Genomic DNA, 19766 nt, shown 5'->3' with positions numbered 1-19766 from the left:
GCCCCTGCGCCTGGGCGCTGGGGTGCCGCGGCGATGGATAATCGCCGCTCTTTCGCCCGGTGCCACGCCTTGGCTTCCTCCGCTCCCGTGCTGCAGCCCGTCGCGCCCGCCGAACGTCTCGTCAGCTTGGACGTGCTGCGCGGTTTCGCGCTGCTTGGCATCCTGCTGATGAACATCGAGGGCTTCGTCGGTCCGCTGGATACGGCGACGACCGGGCTGGACCCGCTGCTGCGCGGCGCCGACCGCATCGCCGATGCGGCGGTCTACCTGCTGGTGCAAGGCAAGTTCTACATCTTGTTCGCGTTGCTGTTCGGCATGGGCTTTGCGGTGATGGCGCAGCGCGCCGAGGCGGCGCGGCGCGCGTTCGGCGGCTTGTTCGTGCGCCGCAGCGCGGTGCTGCTGCTGATCGGCGTGCTGCATGCGCTGTTGCTGTGGTCCGGCGACATTCTGGTCGGCTATGCGCTGCTGGGGTTCATGCTGCTGGCCTTTCGCGCAGCGCCCACGCGCTGGCTGCCGTGGATGGCGCTGGCGGTCTATCTGTGCTCGCCGCTGCTGTCGCTGCTGGCGGGCGCGAGCGCTTCGGCGGCGCAGGCCGATCCGCACGCTGCCGCGCGCTGGCACCAGGACATGGCCGAACAGGCGCAACTGGGGGCGGTGGCGCTAGCGCAGCACCGCCAGGTCTTCGGCCATGGCAGCTACGCCGAGGCCACCGCGCAGCGCCTGCGCGATATGGTCGATGCGCTGGGCATGCTGGTGTTCAATGCGCCGACCATCTTCGGCATGTTCCTGCTCGGCGCCTGGTGCGTGCGCAGCGGCCTGGCGCAGCAGCCGCAGCGGCGCCCGCGGTTGCTGGCGGCGCTGCGCTGGGGCGTGCTGCCGCTGGGCATGGCGCTGATGCTGCTGAGCTTCCGGCTGGAGCCGTGGATGGATCCGGCGCGCCTGGACCTGCGCCTGGGTAGCGCCTTCGCCTTGGCCACGCTGGCTAGCGGCATGATGGCGCTGGGCTACGCCGCCTGGCTGGTGCGCTTGGCCCCGGCGCTGCGCTGGCTGGCGCCGGCCGGACGCATGGCGTTGAGCAACTACCTGCTGCAGTCGCTGCTGTGCACCACGCTGTTCTACGGCTACGGCCTGGGGTATTTCGAACGCCTGCCGCGGGTCTGGCAGATTCCGTTTGCGTTCGCGCTGTTCGCGCTGCAGGTGGCGCTGTCGCAGCTGTGGTTGCGGCGGTTCCGTTTCGGCCCGGCGGAATGGCTATGGCGCTCGGCGACCTACCTGCGCTGGCAGCCGCTGCGCCGCCGCGATACGGCCGAGCCGGCGCAATGAACGCGCTCCCGCAAGACGATGTACTGATCGTCGGCGCCGGCGCGATCGGACTGGCCACCGGCCTGGCGCTGCTGGAGGCCGGCCGCCAGGTGCGGATCCTGGACGCGGGTGGCGTCGGCGCTGCGACCTCGCACGGCAACTGCGGCACCATCACCCCCAGCCACGCGCCACCGCTGGCCGCGCCCGGCGTGCCGTGGCGTGCGTTGCGCTGGATGCTGCGTCCGGATGCGCCGCTGTACATCCGCCCGCGCCTGGATCCGGCGCTATGGCAGTGGCTGCTGCGCTTTCGCGCGCGCTGCAATGCGCGCGACTGGCTGGCCAGCGCGCAGGCGCGCGCGGCGCTGCTCGACGATGCGCACACGCGTCTGGTCGCCTGGATCGAGCGCTATGGACTGGACTGCGAATTCAAGGCGGAAGGGCTGGACTACGTGTTCGGCGATCGACGCAACTTCGAGCATTACGCCGAAGAATGCGTGGCGCTGGAACGGCTCGGCATCCGCACCCGGGTAATCGGCGGCGCCGACTACCTGCGCCAGCAGCCGGCGTTCCGCGACGTGGTGGTCGGCGCGGTGCATTTTCCCGGCGATGCGCATCTGCGCCCTGACCGCTATACCGCCGAACTGGCGCGCGCGCTGCGCGAGCGCGGGGCGACGATCGAGGAACACTGCCGGGTGCAGGCGCTGCAGCCGGATGCCGACGGCGTGCGCGTGGACACCGCGCACGGCCCGCGGCGTGCGCGCGACCTGGTGCTGGCGGCCGGGCCATGGTCGCCGGCACTGGCGGCGCTGCTGGGAGTGCGCCTGCCGATCCAGGCCGGCAAGGGCTATTCGATCACCTACACGCGGCCGGTGCTGGCGCCGACGCGGCCGGTGGTGCTGAAGGATCCGCTGGTCTGCGTCACCACCTGGGGCAGCGGTTTCCGCCTTGGCAGCACGATGGAATTCTCTGGTCACGATACGCGCTTGAATGCAGTGCGCCTGGCAGCGTTGCAACGCGCTGCGCGGCATTACCTGCACGAACCGGAAGGCCCGCAGCTGCGCGAGCGCTGGTACGGCTGGCGGCCGATGACCTGGGACGACTTGCCGGCGCTGGGGCGTTCGCCGCGGCATCCTCACGTCTGGCTGGCAGCCGGCCATGGCATGCTCGGCATCAGCATGAGCAGCGCGACAGGACAACTGATGGCCGACCTGATCTGCGGGCAGGTGCCTGCAATCGACCCCACGCCGTACCGCGTGGAGCGTTTCCAGTGAGCGCTGCCGCCTACGACTACGACCTGCTGGTGCTCGGTGGCGGTTCCGGTGGTCTGGCCACCGCGTTCCGCGCCGCCGGCCTCGGCGCGCGCGTGGCGATCCTGGAGCCGGGCGCGCTTGGCGGCACCTGCGTCAACATCGGCTGCGTGCCGAAGAAGGCGATGTGGCTGGCCGCCGATCTGGTCGGGCGCATCGACCTGGCGCGCGACATCGGCTTCTCCATTCCCAGTTCCACCCTGTCGTGGCCGGAACTGGTGGCGCATCGCCAGGGTTATATCGGCAACATCCACGGCAGTTACCGGCGGCGCCTGGATGCCGACGGCGTGGTGTTGATTCCACAGCGCGGCCGGCTGCTGGATGCGCATACGGTGGAATGCGGCGACGGCGTGCGGGTCAGTGCCGCCCATGTGGTGATCGCCACCGGCGCGCACGCGCTGCGGCCGCCGATCGAGGGCGCAGCGCTGGGCCTGGTGTCGGACGATTTCTTCAACCTGTGCGAAGCGCCGCCGCGGGTGGCGATCGTCGGTGGCGGCTATATCGCGGTGGAGCTGGCGGGCCTGCTGCAGGCGCTGGGCAGCCGCGTCGAGTTGTTCGTGCAGGGTAAGCGCCTGCTGGAGCGTTTCGATGCGGAACTGGCTCTGCAGCTCGGCGAGAACCTGCGTCACCAAGGCGTGCGCCTGCATTTCGGCTATCGCGCCAGCGCCCTGCGCCGCGGCGAGCAGGGCTTGCAGTTGTACGACGCGCACGCGCAGCCGAGCGAGACGTTCGACCAGGTGTTCTTCGCGATCGGGCGCCGGCCGAACAGCCGGGACATCGGCCTGGAAGCGCTGGGCGTACGCATCGGCGACAAGCGCGAGATCGTGGTGGACGAGTACCAGAACACCGACGTGCCGGGGCTGTACGCGATCGGCGACGTGGCCGGCAAGGTCGGCCTGACCCCTGTGGCGATCGCCGCCGGGCGCAAGCTGATGGAGCGCCTGTTCGGCGACCGGCGCCACGCGCGGCTGGACTACGACAACGTGCCCAGCGTGGTGTTTTCGCATCCGCCGCTGGGCCAGGTCGGCCTGGGCGAAGAGCAGGCGCGGGCGCGCTATGGCGAGGCGGTGACGGTGTACCGCAGCAATTTCCGGCCGATGCTGCATGCGCTGGCCGGCTCGCCGCAGCGCAGCCTATTCAAGCTGGTGTGCGTCGGCGAAGAGCAGCGGGTGGTCGGCTTCCACCTGCTCGGCGACGGCGCCGACGAGATCCTGCAGGGCTTCGCGGTGGCGCTGCAGCTGGGCGTGACCAAGCGCCAGCTGGAGGACACGGTGGCGATCCATCCGACCTCCGCCGAGGAAGTGGTGCTGATGCGCTGAGCGTCGCCCGGCACTGGGCCGGGCGGGCGCGTGCCGGGATTGCGCCGGCGTCAGCTAGGTTGGGATGCGCCATGCGCGGGGCTGTGCGTGGCCGCTGGTTCGACGCCCGCCTCGTGCGCTGGCGGCGTCGGTTCTTCTTCTTCGATTTCGCTGATCGTCACGCCGGACGTTCGCGCCGTCTGCCGCGCTATGCCAGCGTTGGCGATGAGATTTTGCACGTTGGCGCCTACCTGTTCCTCGTACTGCTCTAGCTGTTCGGGATTCAGGCCGGCGACGTGCTCCTGCACGCTGGCCACGTGTTCCTGCAACTCTTGGACAGTCTGCGCTTGGCGTGTGACCAGGGTGGTGCCGTTCGCATCCGTGCACCGGCCGATGATCTTGCCAGCGGCCCAGTTCATCGCCAATTCGGCGCCGCGCGCCATCGGGCCGGGCATCGTCATCGACATGAGCGTCATCACCAGTCCTGCGTAATACGGCGAGTTCGGGGACGACTCGATCAGGCCGTTGGGCGTGAAGCTCTTGGAGAACTTGTCCGCTCCCAGCGCGAGCGCCATCACCATGCTGCCCGCGCTCATCGCCTTGAAGCGTTCCATCGCGTCTTGTCGGGTGGCCTGCTTGTTCCAGGCCGATTGCGCCATGACCGCGGTCACCACCATCGAATCGGCCACCAGATCCGCGGTGCCGATCTTGTCGGGTTGGATGAAGAACACGGTGGATCCGGTGACGCCTGCACCCAGGATGGTCAACGCCAGTTTGGAAGAGAAATCGGAGTTCTTCGTCCCCTGCGGCGCGATGCCCTCCTGCGTGCGATCCAGTCCCAACGCGTTACTGAAGCGTTCGCTGCAGTTGTGCAAGGTTTCCAGCAAATGGGTGCACTGGGAATTGAGCGTACTGGTGAGTTCCCGCCCGCCGTCTTCGGTGAAGTTGCGGCGGCTTTGCTCGAATGCCGTTCGCCCGTTCTCCAGCTGCAGCCAGATATGGTTCAAGCTAGTGCGCAGTTCTTCGCTGACCTGGATGGGATCGAGCCGGTCGTGCAACGGCTTCGCCCAATCGCTTAGGCCGACCCGTTCGGCACCATTGGCGGCCATACGTATGGCACCATCGCGAGCTAGGCCGGCGATCTGTTTGACGTTGTTCCAGACGAACGGAGTCACCAGCACGGCGGCGGCAGCGACGGCGGCGCCCGAACGGAAGTAGAGGCTGTTGTCGATCGCTTCGGCCTTTTGCTTCACCGATCCCGAGAAATATTTCTTGGGCACTTCGGTGGCAAGAAAAATGCCATTGAGCAGCCACGCATAGAAATGCATTTCGTTGGCTTCCCGGCCCAATTGGCCGCCCAACAGCGGAAAAGGCATGCCATCGGCGGTCGAGCGCAATGCCGACATCGACACCCCGAGGACGCCCCTGGTGGCGCCAGCGATCGAGTAGGCGAACGTCTTGGCCTGATTGGCCAGCAGCGGGCTGGGAACCAGCAATGGCCAGGCATTGACCAGGTTGACCAAGGACTTCAGCGCCCGGCCCGTCGCCGGTGTGCCATTTTCGAGCGGATCCAGCGCCTTCTCCACCGCTTGGATATCGCTCAGAATCGCGCTGCGCAGATGCTTCGGCATATCATTCGAATTATCGTTGCACAGTGTCCTCAGTTGCTTCACGTGCTTGCGGCACGAGGCCAAGGTGTAGCCGGCTGGCTGCTCCGGATCGCTGCCACGCAGAATTTTCAGGAATTCTGGATCGTTCGCCTGTAACTGCAGCATGGTGCGCAGGTCGCTCATCGTCCACACCTGCTCGGCGGCCGATGCGATGCTGGATGCGCTGCTACTCCACGCCGACGTGGCCAGTGTGGCCGCATGCGAAGCGGCGCCGTTGACCCGCTGCGCACCCGCCGCCAGGAAGGCGCGGGCATGCGCCAGGGGCGAAGCCGCCGCGTGATCGCCGCTGTCCTGGGGCGTCGCAGGTTCTACGTGCGCAGCCGTTTGCTCAGGTGTCGCCGGCGCGGTGGTGGGTCTGTCGGCATCGCTGCTACTACGGCGAGGCGCCCGCTCCGCCAAAACGCCTGACACGGGCGCTTCGGCTGGCGGCGGCGCCGTTGCGTGAGGCGCTGCGGGCGCTGCTTCGGTGGAAATCTCCGGTAGTGGGGTGCCGGACGATGCGCTAACGGATTTGCTGTACATGTGAATAGGATCCTCTGTATTGAACCTGGGGGAGGGGCAGGGCTGTGAAACCACAGGGCGGTGCAAAAGCCGCAGGCGAGTGCGGCGATCGGGGGCGCCATCAATGCCGATTGCGCTGCGTCGCATTTTTCAGTTCGCCAAGCAGGCATTGGATTCCCGGCGCTTCCAGCACCAGGCATGAATGCCATGTGCGGCGATCCGTTGTCCGCGCGGTGCATGCGCAACCATGTCCCGCAGCCTTGCTCCAAGATGAATGGAACGCCCTTGAAATGACCGTAATCGCCATTTTGGTGCGAAGACACCGTCGGTGCGAAATCATATCCCGTCATAGGGAAATCATCTCGCGTTATAGGAAGTTTGCAGGCATGCAGTTATCGGCACGCGCGATTGCAGCGGCCGGCCCCGGCTGCTGCCGTTGTCGCGGCGGCGCAATTATTGCGCGGTGGAGGTGGCGAGTTGTCGAGTGCTGGCCCGCGCACGCTGCGCGGCGGCCGCACCGACGCGTGACCGCTTGCCGCTCATGTTGACCTTATCCATTGCCAGAAACTATGGCTCGAAGACGACTATGAAAGGCTGGGCGACTCAGGTCGAGGACCTGGTGCTGATGCGCTGAGCGTCGCCCGGCACTGGGCCGGGCGGACGCGTGCCGGGATTGCGCCGGCGTCAGCTAGGTTGGGATGCGCCATGCGCGGGGCTGTGCGTGGCCGCTGGTTCGACGCCCGCCTCGTGCGCTGGCGGCGTCGGTTCTTCTTCTTCGATTTCGCTGATCGTCACGCCGGACGTTCGCGCCGGCTGCCGCGCTGCGCCAGCGTTGGCGATGAGATTTTGCACGTTGGCGCCTACCTGTTCCTCGTACCGCTCTAGCTGTTCGGGATTCAGGCCGGCGACGTGCTCCTGCACGCTGGCCATGTGTTCCTGCAACTCTTGGACGGTCTGCGCTTGGCGTGTGACCAGGGTGGTGCCGTTCGCATCCGTGCACCGGCCGATGATCTTGCCAGCGGCCCAGTTCATCGCCAACTCGGCGCCGCGCGCCATCGGGCCGGGCATCGTCATCGACATGAGCGCCATCACCAGCCCTGCGTAATAAGGCGAGTTCGCGGACGACTCGATCAAGCCCTCGGGCGTGAAGATCTTGGACAACTTGTCCGCACCTAGGGCGAGAACCATCACCATGCTGACTGCGTTCATCGTCTTGAAGCGTTCCATCGCGTCTTGCCGGGTGGCCTGCTTGTTCCAGGCCGATTGCGCCATGACTGCGGTCACCACCAGTGCATCGGCCACCACATCCGCGGTGCCGATCTTGTCGGGCTGGATCAAGAACACGGTGGATCCGGTGACGCCGGCAGCCAGGATGGTCAATGCCAGTTTCGAAGCAAAATCGGAGTTTCTCGACCCATGCGTCGCGATGCCCTCCTGCGTGCGATCCAGTCCCACCGCGCTACTGAAGCGTTCGCTGCAGTTGTGCAAGGTTTCCAGCAAATGGGTGCACTGGGAATTCAGCGTGCGGGTGAGTTCGCGCCCGCTGCCTGGGGCGGTGAAGTCGCGGCGGCTTTGCTCGAATGCCGCGCGCCCGTTCTCCAGCTGCAGCCAGATCTCGTTCAAGCTAGTGCGCAGTTCTGCGCTGACCTGGATGGGATCGAGCCGGTCGTGCAACGGCTTCGCCAAAGCGCTTAGGCCGACCCGTTCCGCACCACTGGCGGCCATGCGCATGGCACCATCGCGAGCCCGGCCGGCGATCTGTTTGACGTTGTTCCAGACGAACGGAGTCAACAGCACGGCGGCGGCAGCGACGACGGCGCCTGTACGGAAGTAGAGACTGTCGTCGATCGCTTCGGCCGTCTGCTTCACCGATTCCGAGAAATATTTCTTGGGCACTTCGGTGGCAAGAAAAATGCCATTGAGCAGCCCCACATAGAAATGGACTTCGTTGGCTTCCCGGCCCAATTGGCCGCTCCACAGCGGAAAAGGCATGCCATCGGCGGTCGAGCGCAATGCCGACATCGACAGCCCGAGGACGCCCTTGGTGACGCCAGCGATCGTGTAGGCGAACGTCTTGGCCTGATTGGCCAGCAGCGGGCTGGGAACCAGCACCGGCCAGGTATTGACCAGGTTGACCAGGGACTTCAGCGCTCGGCCCGTTGCCGGTGTGCCATTTTCGAGCGGATCCAGCGCCTTCTCCACCGCTCGGATATCCCTCCGAATCGCCTTGCGCAGATGCTGCGGCATATCATTCGAATGATCCGAATCAGTCGTATTATCCTTGCACAGTATCTTCAGTTGCTCCATGTGCTCGCGGCACAAGGCCAAGGTGTAATCGGCTGGCTGCTCCGGATCGATACCACGCAGAATTCTCAGGAATTCTGGATCATTCGCCTGTAACTGCAGCATGGTGCGCAGGTCGCTCATCGTCCACACCTGCTCGGCGGCCGATGCGATGCTGGATGCGCTGCTACTCCACGCCGACGTGGCCAGTGTGGCCGCATGCGAAGCGGCGCCGTTGACCCGCTGCGCACCCGCCGCCAGGAAGGCGCGGGCATGCGCCAGAGACGAAGCCGCCACGTGATCGCCGCTGTCCTGGGGCGTCGCAGGTTCTACGTGCGCAGCCGTTTGCTCAGGTGTCGCCGGCGCGGTGGCGGGTCTGTCGGCATCGCTGCTACTACGGCGAGGCGCCCGCTCTGCCAAAAAGCCTGGCACGGGCGCCTCGGCTGGAGGTGGCGCCGTTGCGTGAGGGGCTGCGGGCGCTGCTTCGGTGGAAATCTCCGGCGGCGAGGTACCGGTCGATGGGCTAACGGATTTGCTGTACATGTGAATAGGATCCTCTGCATTGAACCTGGGGGAGGGGCAGGGCTGTGAAACCACAGGGCGGTGCAAAAGCCGCAGGCGAGTGCGGCGATCGGGGCGCGTCATCAATGCCGATTGCGCTGAGTAGCGTTTTTCAGCTCGCCAAGCAGGCACTGCACTCCCGGCGCTGCCAGGTAGGAATGCCATGTGCGGCGACCCGTTGTCCGCGGGAGTGCATGCGCAACCATGGCGTGCAGCCTTGCTGCAAGATGAATGAAACGCCCTTGAAGTGATCTTAAGGATGATCCTGGTGTCAAGATCCGTCGGTGCGAAATCATGGCGCGTTATAGGAAGTTTGCAGGCACGCAGTTATCGGTACCCGTATCGGTACGCGCGATTGCAGCGGCCGGCCCTGGCGCGTGCCGTTGTCGCGGCGGCGCCGCTCTCGGTCGATAGCGTTGGTCAGTTGCCGGTGCTGGCCGGCATGCGCGCTGCGCGGCGGCCTTAGACTTGCGGCATGCACGATGTCCACTTCCGTCTGGGTGCAGGCCGGCGATGAGCGCGCCCGGACGCTCGACTCCCGCCCCGCTGGCGAGCGCGTCCGCCGACATGCGCGGCGTGCTGCTCGCTGCCGCCGGCGCGATCGGGTTTTCTGGCAAGGCGATCATCGTCAAGCTCGGCTATCGCTATGGCGTGGACGCGGTGACCCTGCTGGCGCTGCGCATGCTGGTGGCGCTGCCGTGCTTCGCGGCGATGGCGCTTTGGGCCGCGCGCCGCGCGCCGCCGTTGCAGCGTGGCGACCGCTGGCGCATCTGCGCGCTCGGCGTGCTCGGCTACTACGTGGCTAGCTACCTGGATTTCCTCGGTCTGGCCTACATCACCGCCACGCTGGAGCGGCTGATCCTGTACCTGACCCCGACCCTGGTGCTGCTGATCGGCGTGCTGGTCTTCCGTCGCCGGCCGCAGCGCCGCCAGCTGTGGGCGCTGGTACTGAGCTATCTCGGCGTGCTGCTTGCCTTCGGCCATGACCTGCAGGTCGGCGGCGCGCGCACCGCCTGGGGTAGCCTGCTGGTGTTCGGCAGCGCGATGGCCTATGCGCTGTACCTGGTCGGCAGCGGGCATGTGGTGGCGCGGATCGGCGCGGTGCGGCTGACCGCCTACGCCAGCCTGGTCGCCTGCGTGCTGTGCATCGTCCAGTTCCTGCTGCTGCGGCCGTTGCACGGCTTGCTGCTGCCGACGCCGGTGTATGCGCTGTCGCTGCTCAACGGCTCGGTGTGCACGGCGCTGCCGGTGCTGGCGACGATGCTGGCGCTGCGGCGCATCGGCTCGGGCCTGGCCTCGCAGATCGGCATGCTCGGTCCGGTCTCGACGATCGTGCTCAGCGTACTGCTGCTGGGCGAGGCAATGGGGCCTTGGCAGATCGCCGGCACGCTGCTGGTGCTGGGCGGGGTGCTGCTGGTATCGCGGCCGTCGCGGATGCTGCCGCCATGAGCGGGCGCCGCGCCGCACCCCACGCCGAGGCATCGGCACTGGCCCAGGCCCGCATCCTGGCGACGATCCGCGCGATTCCTTCAGGCCAGGTGCGCGGCTACGGCGAGGTGGCGATGCTGGCCGGCTTGCCTGGCCGCGCGCGGCTGGTCGCACGCGTGCTCGGCGGCAACACCGATACCACGCTGCCCTGGCACCGGGTGCTGCGCAGCAACGGGCGTATCGCCTTCGCGGAAGGCTCGCGCGGCTTCCGCGAACAGTGCCAGCGGCTGCGCGGCGAAGGCGTGGCGGTGCAGGGCGGACGGGTGAAGCGCGACCCAACGCCGGCGCGCGATCTCGACGCGGCGTTATGGGGTCCGCAATAGCGAGCGGCTATGATGGTGGGCAGTTGCCACGGACACGACCATGTTCCCCAGACTTCCGCCTGTGACCCAAGCCCTGCTGATCGGCAATGTGGCCGTGTTCCTGCTGCAGCTATTGCTGGGCGACGACACCTTCGCGCCCTTCATGCTGTGGCCGATCAGTAACTTCGATGCGTTTTCGCCGGGGCAGAACTTCCAGATCTGGCAGCTGCTGACCTACGGCTTCCTGCATGGCGGCTTCTCGCATCTGTTGTTCAATATGCTGGCGCTGTACATGTTCGGCGGTCCGCTGGAGCAGACCTGGGGCAACAAGCGCTTCCTGACCTACTACCTGGTGTGCGTGGCCGGCGCCGGCCTGTGCCAGGTGCTGGTGGGCTGGTGGACGGTAAGCAACGGCGGCGATCCGTATCCGACCCTGGGCGCCTCCGGCGGCGTGTTCGGCCTGTTGCTGGCGTTCGGCATGCTGTTCCCGAACCAGCGGGTGATGCTGCTGTTCCCGCCGATTCCGATGAAGGCGCGCACCTTCGTGATCGTGTTCGGCGCGCTGGAGCTGATCATGGGCTTCACCGGCTGGCAGCCGGGCGTGGCGCACTTCGCGCACCTGGGCGGCATGCTGTTCGGCTGGCTGCTGATCCGCTACTGGCGCGGCCAGCCGCCGTTCGGCAAGCGCAAGCCGCCGCGGCCGCGGATCGTGCGCTGAGGGGGATCAGCCTGCATCGACAGGCGCCGCTGTAGTGAAGTGATCCGGCGCGTGCAGCGAACGATCCTGAGGGGCGATCCGACATCGCCCCACGCAAAGCGGCTACTTCCACTTCGGTAGCGATGCCCGTGATGCGCTCTCGGCGCATTTCGGGAGTCGGTGCATCCGCGCGCAGCAACTGAGCGAGCGAGCGTGCGTTCGAGCGCATCGGGTAGTCCTTCGAGACGCATCGTCGCAGGTGATGGCGCGGCGCGTTGGCTTGGTCGAGCCGATGGCCGTTGCCAAACGCCGCGAGGCTGGCGCGTTTTGTCGATCGCTATCGCCACAACGCACGACGGCGCGGTTGCCCGCGCCGTCGTGCATGTATTGCTTAGCGAACTGCGATTACGGCCAGACGCGGATCTGCTCGGCGTCGCTGCGCACCATCGGCTGGCCGGCCTTGCAGGTGAAGGTGGCGGCGAAGGAGGGCAGGTTGGCCAGCGGGCCGTTGGCGCGCCAGCGGCCGGGCGCGTGCACGTCGGCGGTGACGCGCTGCACCGCTTCGTTCGGCGACAGCTGCTGCGCCCACAGGCCGGCCCATGCCTTGTAGAACGCCTGCTTGCCGGCGTCGCCGGCGGCGGGCTGGGCGGCGGCATACGCCTGCCAGGCCAGTTCGACGCTGCCGATGTCGGTCAGGTCCTGTTCCTGGGTCAGCTGGCCGTTGACCTTGGCGCCTTTCACGCCGGGGAAGTCGTAGGCGCCGTACTGCGCCGCGGCGCGCGCGCTCAATGCGTTCCACGCGTTCTTGTCTTCCGCGGTCCACCAGTTGCGCAGTTCGCCCTTGGCGTCGACCTGGCTGCCCTTGCTGTCGATCGCGCCGATCAGTTCGTGCGCGACCAGCGCGCCGTAGCCGCCGTACAGCGCGGCGGCATCGCCGCCGGCGACGAACGCCGGCGGCTGCAGTACCGCGGCGGTGACGATCAGGCGGTTCTGGGCGAGGTCGTAGGTCAGCGCCGGCTGCTGCGGCAGCACGTCCCAGCGGCGGTCGGCGTTGCCCTTGCCGATGCGCTTCATTTCCTCGCGGTGGCGCCAGGTGGAGGCGATCAGCATGTTGCCGCCGAAGCTGCCGCGGCCCATCGGCTGCACGCTGTAGTCCAGGTCGCGGCGCGGCGCGCCGATCTCGATCTTCAGCGCGGCCAGCTTGGCCTGCGCTTCGGCGCGCGCCGACTCGCTCAGCCAGGTGTTGCGCTTGATCGCGGCGATCTCGGTGTCGCGCACCTGGTCGGCGATGCTCTCGGCCTGGCGGCGGGTGTCGGCGTTGAGATAGCGGCCGACGTACTCGCGGCCCAGCATCGGGCCGGCGGCGACGTTGATCGCGTCCAGCACCTGCGACCAGCGCTGCGGCGGCAGGGTCTGGCCTTCCAGCACGCGGCCGCGGAACTCGAAGCTGGCGTCGCGGAAGCTCTTGGACAGGTACGGCGCCATCGCGTCGCCGACGCGCCAGCGCAGGTAGGCCTTCCATTGCTCGGGCTTGATGCTGACGATCATGCCGTCGAGCTGCTTGAACATGTCCGGGTCGGCCATCGACACCAGGTCGTCGTTGACGCCCTGCGCCTTCAGGAACGCGTCCAGCTGCAGGTTGCGGTACTGCTTGTTCAACTCCTTGGTGGAGATCGGTGCGTAGTTGTTGAACGGGTTGTTGATGCCGGCCAGCGACTTGGCGCTGCGCGCCAGCGCGGTCTCGATCTGCAGCACCGACTGGGCGTCGGCCTCGAGCTTGGCCGCCGGGGTGCCGGTCAGGGTCAGGATCTGCTTGACGTAGGCGCGGTAGCGGCCCATCAGCGCCACGGTGTCGGCGTCGGTGCGGGTGTAGTAGGCCGGGTCGGGCAGGCCCATGCCGCCCTGCATGAAGTAGCCGATGTGGCGGTCCAGCGCCTTCAGGTCGACGTCGGCGCCGAAATTGAACGCCACCGGGATGCCGATCTGGTGCAGCGCGGCGATCGAGGCCGGCACCTCCTTGGCCTTCTTGATCGCGTCGATGCGGCTGAGCAGCGGTGCGATCGGGTTGGACCCGTCCTTCTCCACCGCCGCTTCGTCCAGGCCGCTGGCCCAGAAATCGCCCAGCGCTTTCTGCACGTCGTTCTGCGGCGACTGCATCGACGCATCGAGCAGGTCGCGTTGCTGTTGCTGCGCGCGCGCGGACAACTGGCCCAGGGCGGTGACGGCGCCGGTCTGCGGCAGCGGGTTGCTCTTCAGCCAATCGGCATTGGCGTCGTCGTAGAAATCGGTGCAGGCGGCGCTGACGACGGGCGCCTTGGCGGCGGCGCGCTTCTTCTTGGGCGCGGCATCGGCGGTGGACGCCAGGGCGATCAGGCCGAGGGCGACAGCGAGGGCAAGCGGACGGGCAGTGAGCATCGGGAGCGAATCCGGTCAGGATTAAAGTCGGCGGAGTTTAACAAGCTGCGGCCTGCAGCTGTGGCCATGGCGTGGCGCGGCTCTCCCTAACCGGTTCAGAAGAATGCGCGGGCGTGTGCTGGACGCGCGCAGTCGGCAAACCAGCAGCGGGCAAAGAAAAGGCCCGGACATGCCGGGCCTTTTCGCGTTGCAGTGGAACTGCTGCGCTTACCAGATCACGACCTGCCTGTCGCCGGCGCGCACCATCGGCGAGCCCGCCTTGCACTGGAACGCGGCGGCGAAGGCCGGCAGGTTCGACGGCGCGCCCATCGCGCGGAACTGCGCCGGGGCGTGCGGATCGGTGGCCAGGCGCACCATCGCGTTCTGCGGGGTGTACTTGGTGCGCCACACGGTGGCCCAGTTGAGGAAGAAGTTCTGGTCGCGCGTCATCCCGCCCACCTTCGGATCGTCCTTGCCCGCGGTGGCCTTCTGCAGTGCGTCGTAGGCGGTGGACAGGCCGCCCAGGTCGGCGATGTTCTCGCCCAGGGTCAGCTTGCCGTTGACCGGCTTGCCGTCCACCTTGTACTCGTCGAACTGCTTGACCAGCTTGCCGGTCAGCCCCTTGAACGCGGCCAGGTCCTTCGGCGTCCACCAACCCGGATCCTTGATGAAGTTGCCGTCGGGTCCGAAACGGCTGCCCTGGTCGTCGTAGCCATGGGTCATCTCATGGCCGATCACCGCGCCGATACCTCCGTAGTTGAACGCGTCGTCGGCAGCGGGATCGAAGAACGGCGGCTGCAGGATCGCGGCCGGGAACACGATCTCGTTCTGCAGCGGGTTGTAGTAGGCGTTGACCGTCTGCGGGGTCATGTCCCATTCGGTCTTGTCCACCGGCTTGCCGATCTTGCTCAGGTTGTACTTGTAGTTGAACGCGGTGGCAGCGCGCATGTTGTCCAGGTAGCTGTCGCGCTGGGTGCTCAGGCCGCTGTAATCGCGCCACTTGTCCGGGTAGCCGATCTTCGGGGTGAAAGTCTCCCACTTGGCGATCGCCTTGGCCTTGGTCTCCGGGCTCATCCAGGTGACGTGCTCGATGCGCACCTTCAACGCCTGGCGCAGGTTGTCCACCAGTTGCTGCATCTTGGCCTTGGCGTCGGCCGAGAAAGCGACCTTGACGTACATCTGGCCCATCGCCTCGCCGGCGCCGTCCTCGATGCTGCCGAGCACGCGCTTCCAACGCGGCTTCATCTCGGCCTGGCCGTTGAGCTCCTTGCCGTAGAACGCGAAGCTTTCCTGCGCGAACGTATCGCTCAGGTACGGCGAGGCGCTATCGACGGTGTGGAAGCGCAGGTAGGCGCGCCACACCGACGGATCGGTGTCGCCCAGCGCCTTGCTCACTTCCTGGTGGAACGCCGGGATCGCCAGCGAGAACCTCTCCGGCACCGCCACGCCCTGCGACGCGAAGAACTTGGTCCACGGGAAGTTTGGGGTCAGCTTGTCGGCGTCGGCGGGGGTGATCGGGTTGTAGGCCAGCTCGGCGTCGCGCGACATCTGTTCGCTGGACTTGGAGACCTTGGCCAGGCGCGTTTCCAGCGCCACCACGTCCTTGGCCTGCTTGGCCGCATCGGCGGCCGGCACCCCGGATAGCTCCAGCACCTTGGCCACGTGCGCCTGATAAGCGTTGAGTTTGTCCTTCTTGTCGGCATCGAAGTAGTAGCCGCGTTCGGGCAGGCCCAGGCCGCCCTGCGTCGCGTAGGCCATGTTCATCGAGGCATGCTTGAAGTCGGCTTGGGCGCCGAAGCCGAACAGGCCGTTCTCGCCCTTGGCCGCGCTCTGGCGCAGGTACTCGGCCACCGCCGGGCCATCCTTGAGGCCGTCGATCGCGGCCAGGTCGGCCTTCAGCGGTGCGATGCCCTGCGCGTTGACCTTGGCTTCGTCCATGCCCGAGGCCCAGAAATCGCCGACGATCTTGTCCACGCCCTGCCCGTTGGCGGCAGCGGCCTGTTCGGCCAACTGGTGCTGCACGGCGACCGAGCGCTCGTCCAGGATCGAGAACGCGCCCCAGCTGCTGCGGTCCTTGGGGATTTCGTTGGCGGCCAGCCACTTGCCGTTGACGTAGCCGGCGAAGTCGTTGCAGGCGTCCTTGCTCGGATCCAGGTCGCTGGCGGCAAAGGCGCTGTAGGGGGGCAGCTTGCTGGCGTCGAGCTTCAGTTCGGCCGGCGTTGCGGCAGGCGCCGGCGCGGCGGCTGCCTCGGTCTTGGCGGCGTCGGCGGCGGGCGCTGCCGCGTCGGGCTTGTTGCAGCCGCTGAGGGCGGCGCTCACGGCCAGGGTCAACAGCAGCATCTGGGGATTGCGAAAGGTCACAAGGAAGCTCCAAGCCAGCGTGGATACGGAATGGCCCAAGGGGCCGTGGCCAGACTGTACGCCGCTGCCCGGGGTTTCAGGGGTGTCGAAGGTCATGGGCCGGGTGCTCGTGCTCAGCAGGTGTGAGGCCGGCGGGCCGGTATCATCCCCGGAGTGAAGCGCGAACCGTCCTGCGATGCTCTGATCGTCGGCGCCGGCCACAACGGCCTGGTCTGCGCCGCGTATCTTGCACGCGCCGGCTGGAAGGTCAGGGTGCTGGAGCGGCGCGGCGTGGTCGGCGGCGCAGCGGTCACCGAGGAATTCCACCCCGGCTTCCGCAATTCGGTGGCGTCCTATACGGTGTCGCTGCTGCAGCCGAAGGTGATCGCCGATCTGGGCCTGGCCGCGCACGGCCTGCGCATCGTGCCGCGCCGCTGCAACAACTTCGTGCCGCTGCCCGACGACCGCTATCTGCTGGCCGGTGCCGGCATCACTCAGGCACAGGTGGCGAAGTTCTCCGCCCGCGACGCCGAACGCCTGCCGGCCTACGAGGCGCGGTTGGAGCGCATCGCCGACGTGCTGCGTGCGCTGGCGCTGCAGCCACCGCCGAACGTCACCGATGGCGGCTGGGTGCAGGCGTTCCCGGAACTGCTGCGTGCCGGCCGCCTCGGCCGCCGCCTGCATGCGCTCGATCCCGGCCTGCGCCAGGAGCTGCTGGACCTGTTCACCCTCTCCGCCGCCGAGTACCTGGAGCGTTGGTTCGAAAGCGATCCGGTCAAGGCCTTGTTCGGTTTCGACGGCATCGTCGGCAACTATGCCAGCCCGTACACGCCTGGTTCGGCCTACGTGCTGCTGCACCACGTGTTCGGCGAGAGCAACGGGGTCAAGGGCGCGTGGGGCCATGCGCTCGGCGGCATGGGCGCGATCACCCAGGCGATGGCCAAGGCCGCGCTCGCCGCGGGCGCGCAGATCCGCACCGACGCCGGCGTACGCGAGATCCTGGTCGAGGACGGGCGCGCGGTCGGCGTGGTCACCGAGCACGGCGAGCGCCTGTATGCGCGGCGCGTCGTCGCCAACGTCAATCCCAAGCTGTTGTACGAGCGCCTGCTCGACCCGGCGCACGTGCCGGCCGCCACCCGCGAACGCATGGCGCAGTGGCGCTGCGGCTCGGGCACGTTCCGGATGAACGTGGCGCTGTCGCGGCTACCGCAGTTCCGCGCGTTGCCGGGGCCGGGCGAGCACCTCACCGCCGGCATCATCCTGGCGCCGAGCCTGGACTACATGGACCGCGCCTACCGCGATGCGCGCGAGCACGGTTGGTCGCGCGACCCCATCGTCGAACTCCTGATCCCCAGCACACTGGACGATGCGCTTTCGCCGCCCGGCCAGCACGTCGCCAGCCTGTTCTGCCAGCACGTGGCGCCGCAGTTGCCGGACGGGCGCAGCTGGGATGCGCACCGCGACGAGGTCGCCGAACTGATGATCGCCACTGTCGAGCGCTACGCGCCGGGCTTCGCGGACTCGGTGCTGGGCCGGCAGGCGCTGACCCCGCTGGACCTGGAGCGCACCTTCGGCCTGATCGGCGGCGATATCTTCCACGGCGCGCTGAGCCTCAACCAGTTGTTCAGCGCCCGCCCGATGCTCGGCCAGGCCAACTACCGCGGTGCGATTCCCGGCCTGTACCTGTGCGGCTCCGGCACCCATCCGGGTGGCGGCGTGACCGGCGCGCCAGGACACAATGCGGCGATGGCGTTGCTGGACGATGGACGCCGCTGAGCGCGATGCCGTGTGCCGGTTCGCGGTGGCGTTGCATTCGCTCGTCAGGCGGCTTTGCTCCCATCGTCGCCCCGCGTCGGTATGCGCACACGATGCGACATGGTGCAGGGCTTCAATTCAAAGGCCATCTCCAGGACCATCGTTCCGATCGCCGGGCATAATGGCCGGCCGCGTGCTCGAACCGTGGCGTCCTCGCGTCAGCAGCGGCTTCCTCCGCCATCAGGCCTCTTCATGACCGAACAGGTTCAGCTCTACAACCAGGCCATCGCTGCGCTCAACCAGCGCGACTGGAGCCAGGCGCAGCGGCTTGCGCAGGAGTTGTTGCGATCGCTGCCGGGACACGCCGGCGTGCATTTCGTGGCGGGCGTGGCAGCGTTGGAGCTAAAACAGATGCAGCCTGCCGCGGCGCACCTGTATCAGGCGACGGCGTTGAATCCGCAACGTGCGGACTACGCAACGCAGCTGGCCAAGGTGCTGGCGATGGGGCGGTTCATGCAGGAGGCGCATCGCTTCGCCGACCAGGCGATGGCATTGCGGCCGAGCGATGCGCATACGCTGGACACGCTGGGCGTTGTCTATACCCAGGTCAACGAACACGTCGCCGCGCTGCGCGCGTTCACCCAGGCGGTGCAACTGGCGCCGCAGCAGGCCAGCTTCCGCTACAACCTCGGCACCTCGCTGCTGTTCTCCGGGAGCGTGCAGGAAGCCGAGCAGGAATACCGGGCGTGCCTGGCCCTGGAGCCGCGCTACTGGAAGGTCTACCTGTCGCTGTCGCAGCTGCGCACATGGAGCGCGCAGGAGAACAACCTGGCCTCGCTGCAGCAGGCGCTGGCTTCGGCCGGCGACGTGCCGGAAGCGGTGCTGTATCTCAACCTGGCACTGGCCAAGGAGCACGAAGATCTCGGCGAATACCATGCCGCGTTCCGTGGCTACGTGCAGGGCAAGGCGGTGCAGAAGCGCGCGCGCGGCTACACGTCCGACCGCGATGCGGCGCTGTTCGAGGCATTGCAGCAGGCTTTCCGTGCCGACGCTGCGCCGACGTCCGGCTTCGACAGCCAGGAGCCGATCTTCGTGATCGGCATGCCGCGCAGCGGCACCACCCTGGTGGACCGGATCCTGTCCAGCCATCCGCAGGTGCACTCGGCCGGCGAGCTGCAGAATTTCCCGGTGCTGCTCAAGCGCCTGGTGCGCACGCCATCGCCGGCGATCCTGGACGTGGCCACGCTGACCCGGCTGCAGGGCCTGGATTGGCGCGAACTCGGCCGCGCCTACGTCGAATCCACCCGCCCCGGCACCGCCAGCAAGCCGCGCTTCGTGGACAAGCTGCCGCACAACTTCCTGTACGTGGGGCACATCGCGCGCGCATTGCCGAACGCACGCATCGTGTGCCTGCGGCGCGATCCGATGGACACCTGCCTGAGCAACTTCCGCCAGCTGTTCGCGTTGTCCTCGCCGTACTACGACTATTCCTTCGACCTGATGGACGTTGGCCGCTATTACCTGATGTTCGAGCGTTTGCTGGCGCATTGGCGCGCGTTGTTCCCGCAGCGTCTGCTGGAAATCGACTACGAAGACTTGGTGCTCGAGCAGGAGCCGACCACGCGCCGTCTGCTGGAGTTCTGCGGCTTGCCGTGGGACCAGACCTGCCTGCGTTTCGAGCACAATCAGGCGCCGGTGGCCACTGCCAGCGTGGTGCAGGTACGCACCTCGATGACGCGCGCCTACATGGGGCGTTGGCAGCGCTACGGCGAGGATCTTGCCGAGCTGAAGCAGTTGCTGCAGACGCGCTCGTTCGCGATGCGCAAGCGTGACCGCCGCTGAAACGGCGCGGTCGCCGCGCCGAGCAC

Annotated in this window: 12 protein-coding genes; 8 read left to right on the top strand and 4 right to left on the bottom strand. The window is 67.4% G+C overall.

What is annotated here, in order from left to right:
• Window positions 1-33: 33 nt before the first annotated feature.
• The 3 genes from E4A48_RS10660 to gorA are packed head-to-tail and all read left to right on the top strand — an operon-like array spanning window position 34 to window position 3928.
• Complete coding sequence (locus tag E4A48_RS10660; protein WP_185910643.1) at window positions 34-1323, top strand: DUF418 domain-containing protein; 1290 nt, start codon at window positions 34-36, stop codon at window positions 1321-1323.
• Window positions 1320-2573: an NAD(P)/FAD-dependent oxidoreductase gene (locus E4A48_RS10655; protein WP_142742385.1), complete on the top strand. Its 1254-nt coding sequence runs from the start codon at window positions 1320-1322 to the stop codon at window positions 2571-2573. Before E4A48_RS10660 ends, E4A48_RS10655 begins: the two co-directional genes overlap by 4 nt.
• Window positions 2570-3928 carry a glutathione-disulfide reductase gene (gorA, locus tag E4A48_RS10650; RefSeq protein WP_039006859.1) on the top strand — a complete coding sequence of 453 codons (1359 nt, stop codon included), beginning with the start codon at window positions 2570-2572 and terminating at the stop codon, window positions 3926-3928. The genes E4A48_RS10655 and gorA overlap by 4 nt, the downstream gene beginning before the upstream one ends.
• A gap of 50 nt (window positions 3929-3978) precedes the next feature.
• Here the strand turns inward: gorA and xopX (E4A48_RS10645) are convergent, their stop codons facing one another.
• Window positions 3979-6099, bottom strand: coding sequence for a XopX family type III secretion system effector (xopX, locus tag E4A48_RS10645; RefSeq protein WP_312845546.1), 2121 nt, complete (start codon window positions 6097-6099; stop codon window positions 3979-3981).
• Window positions 6100-6762: 663 nt separating this feature from the next.
• Window positions 6763-8904 carry a XopX family type III secretion system effector gene (xopX, locus tag E4A48_RS10640; protein ID WP_272929727.1) on the bottom strand — a complete coding sequence of 714 codons (2142 nt, stop codon included), beginning with the start codon at window positions 8902-8904 and terminating at the stop codon, window positions 6763-6765.
• Between the two features lie 531 nt (window positions 8905-9435).
• Between xopX (E4A48_RS10640) and E4A48_RS10635 the strand changes: the two genes are divergently transcribed.
• Genes E4A48_RS10635 through E4A48_RS10625 form a run of 3 tightly spaced genes read left to right on the top strand, consistent with a single transcriptional unit; the run spans window position 9436 to window position 11430 of the window.
• Entirely contained in the window at window positions 9436-10371 is a 936-nt protein-coding gene (locus tag E4A48_RS10635; protein ID WP_142742384.1) for a DMT family transporter, read from the top strand.
• Window positions 10368-10733 (top strand): MGMT family protein, encoded by a 366-nt coding sequence (locus E4A48_RS10630; RefSeq protein ID WP_052235038.1) that lies wholly within the window; start codon window positions 10368-10370, stop codon window positions 10731-10733. Before E4A48_RS10635 ends, E4A48_RS10630 begins: the two co-directional genes overlap by 4 nt.
• A gap of 40 nt (window positions 10734-10773) precedes the next feature.
• Window positions 10774-11430, top strand: coding sequence for a rhomboid family intramembrane serine protease (locus E4A48_RS10625; RefSeq protein WP_039006849.1), 657 nt, complete (start codon window positions 10774-10776; stop codon window positions 11428-11430).
• Window positions 11431-11814: 384 nt separating this feature from the next.
• Here E4A48_RS10625 and E4A48_RS10620 read toward each other — a convergent pair whose 3' ends face one another.
• Entirely contained in the window at window positions 11815-13824 is a 2010-nt protein-coding gene (locus E4A48_RS10620; RefSeq protein WP_142742383.1) for a M13 family metallopeptidase, read from the bottom strand.
• Between the two features lie 207 nt (window positions 13825-14031).
• The gene (locus tag E4A48_RS10615; RefSeq protein WP_039006846.1) at window positions 14032-16143 is read right to left on the bottom strand and encodes a M13 family metallopeptidase; all 2112 of its coding nucleotides are present in this window, start codon (window positions 16141-16143) and stop codon (window positions 14032-14034) included.
• 174 nt (window positions 16144-16317) lie between these two features.
• Between E4A48_RS10615 and E4A48_RS10610 the strand changes: the two genes are divergently transcribed.
• Together E4A48_RS10610 and E4A48_RS10605 are read left to right on the top strand one after the other, a co-directional pair.
• Entirely contained in the window at window positions 16318-17919 is a 1602-nt protein-coding gene (locus E4A48_RS10610; protein WP_039006843.1) for a phytoene desaturase family protein, read from the top strand.
• A 231-nt stretch (window positions 17920-18150) separates the two neighbouring features.
• On the top strand, window positions 18151-19740 hold the full coding sequence (locus E4A48_RS10605; protein WP_142742382.1) for a tetratricopeptide repeat-containing sulfotransferase family protein: 1590 nt from the start codon (window positions 18151-18153) through the stop codon (window positions 19738-19740).
• The last annotated feature ends 26 nt before the right edge of the window (window positions 19741-19766 follow it).

Source organism: Xanthomonas translucens pv. cerealis (assembly GCF_006838285.1).
In the GTDB taxonomy this organism is placed as follows: domain Bacteria; phylum Pseudomonadota; class Gammaproteobacteria; order Xanthomonadales; family Xanthomonadaceae; genus Xanthomonas_A; species Xanthomonas_A cerealis.
The sequence above is the reverse complement of the archived record's forward strand: the minus strand, read 5'-3'. Positions and strand labels throughout refer to the sequence as shown.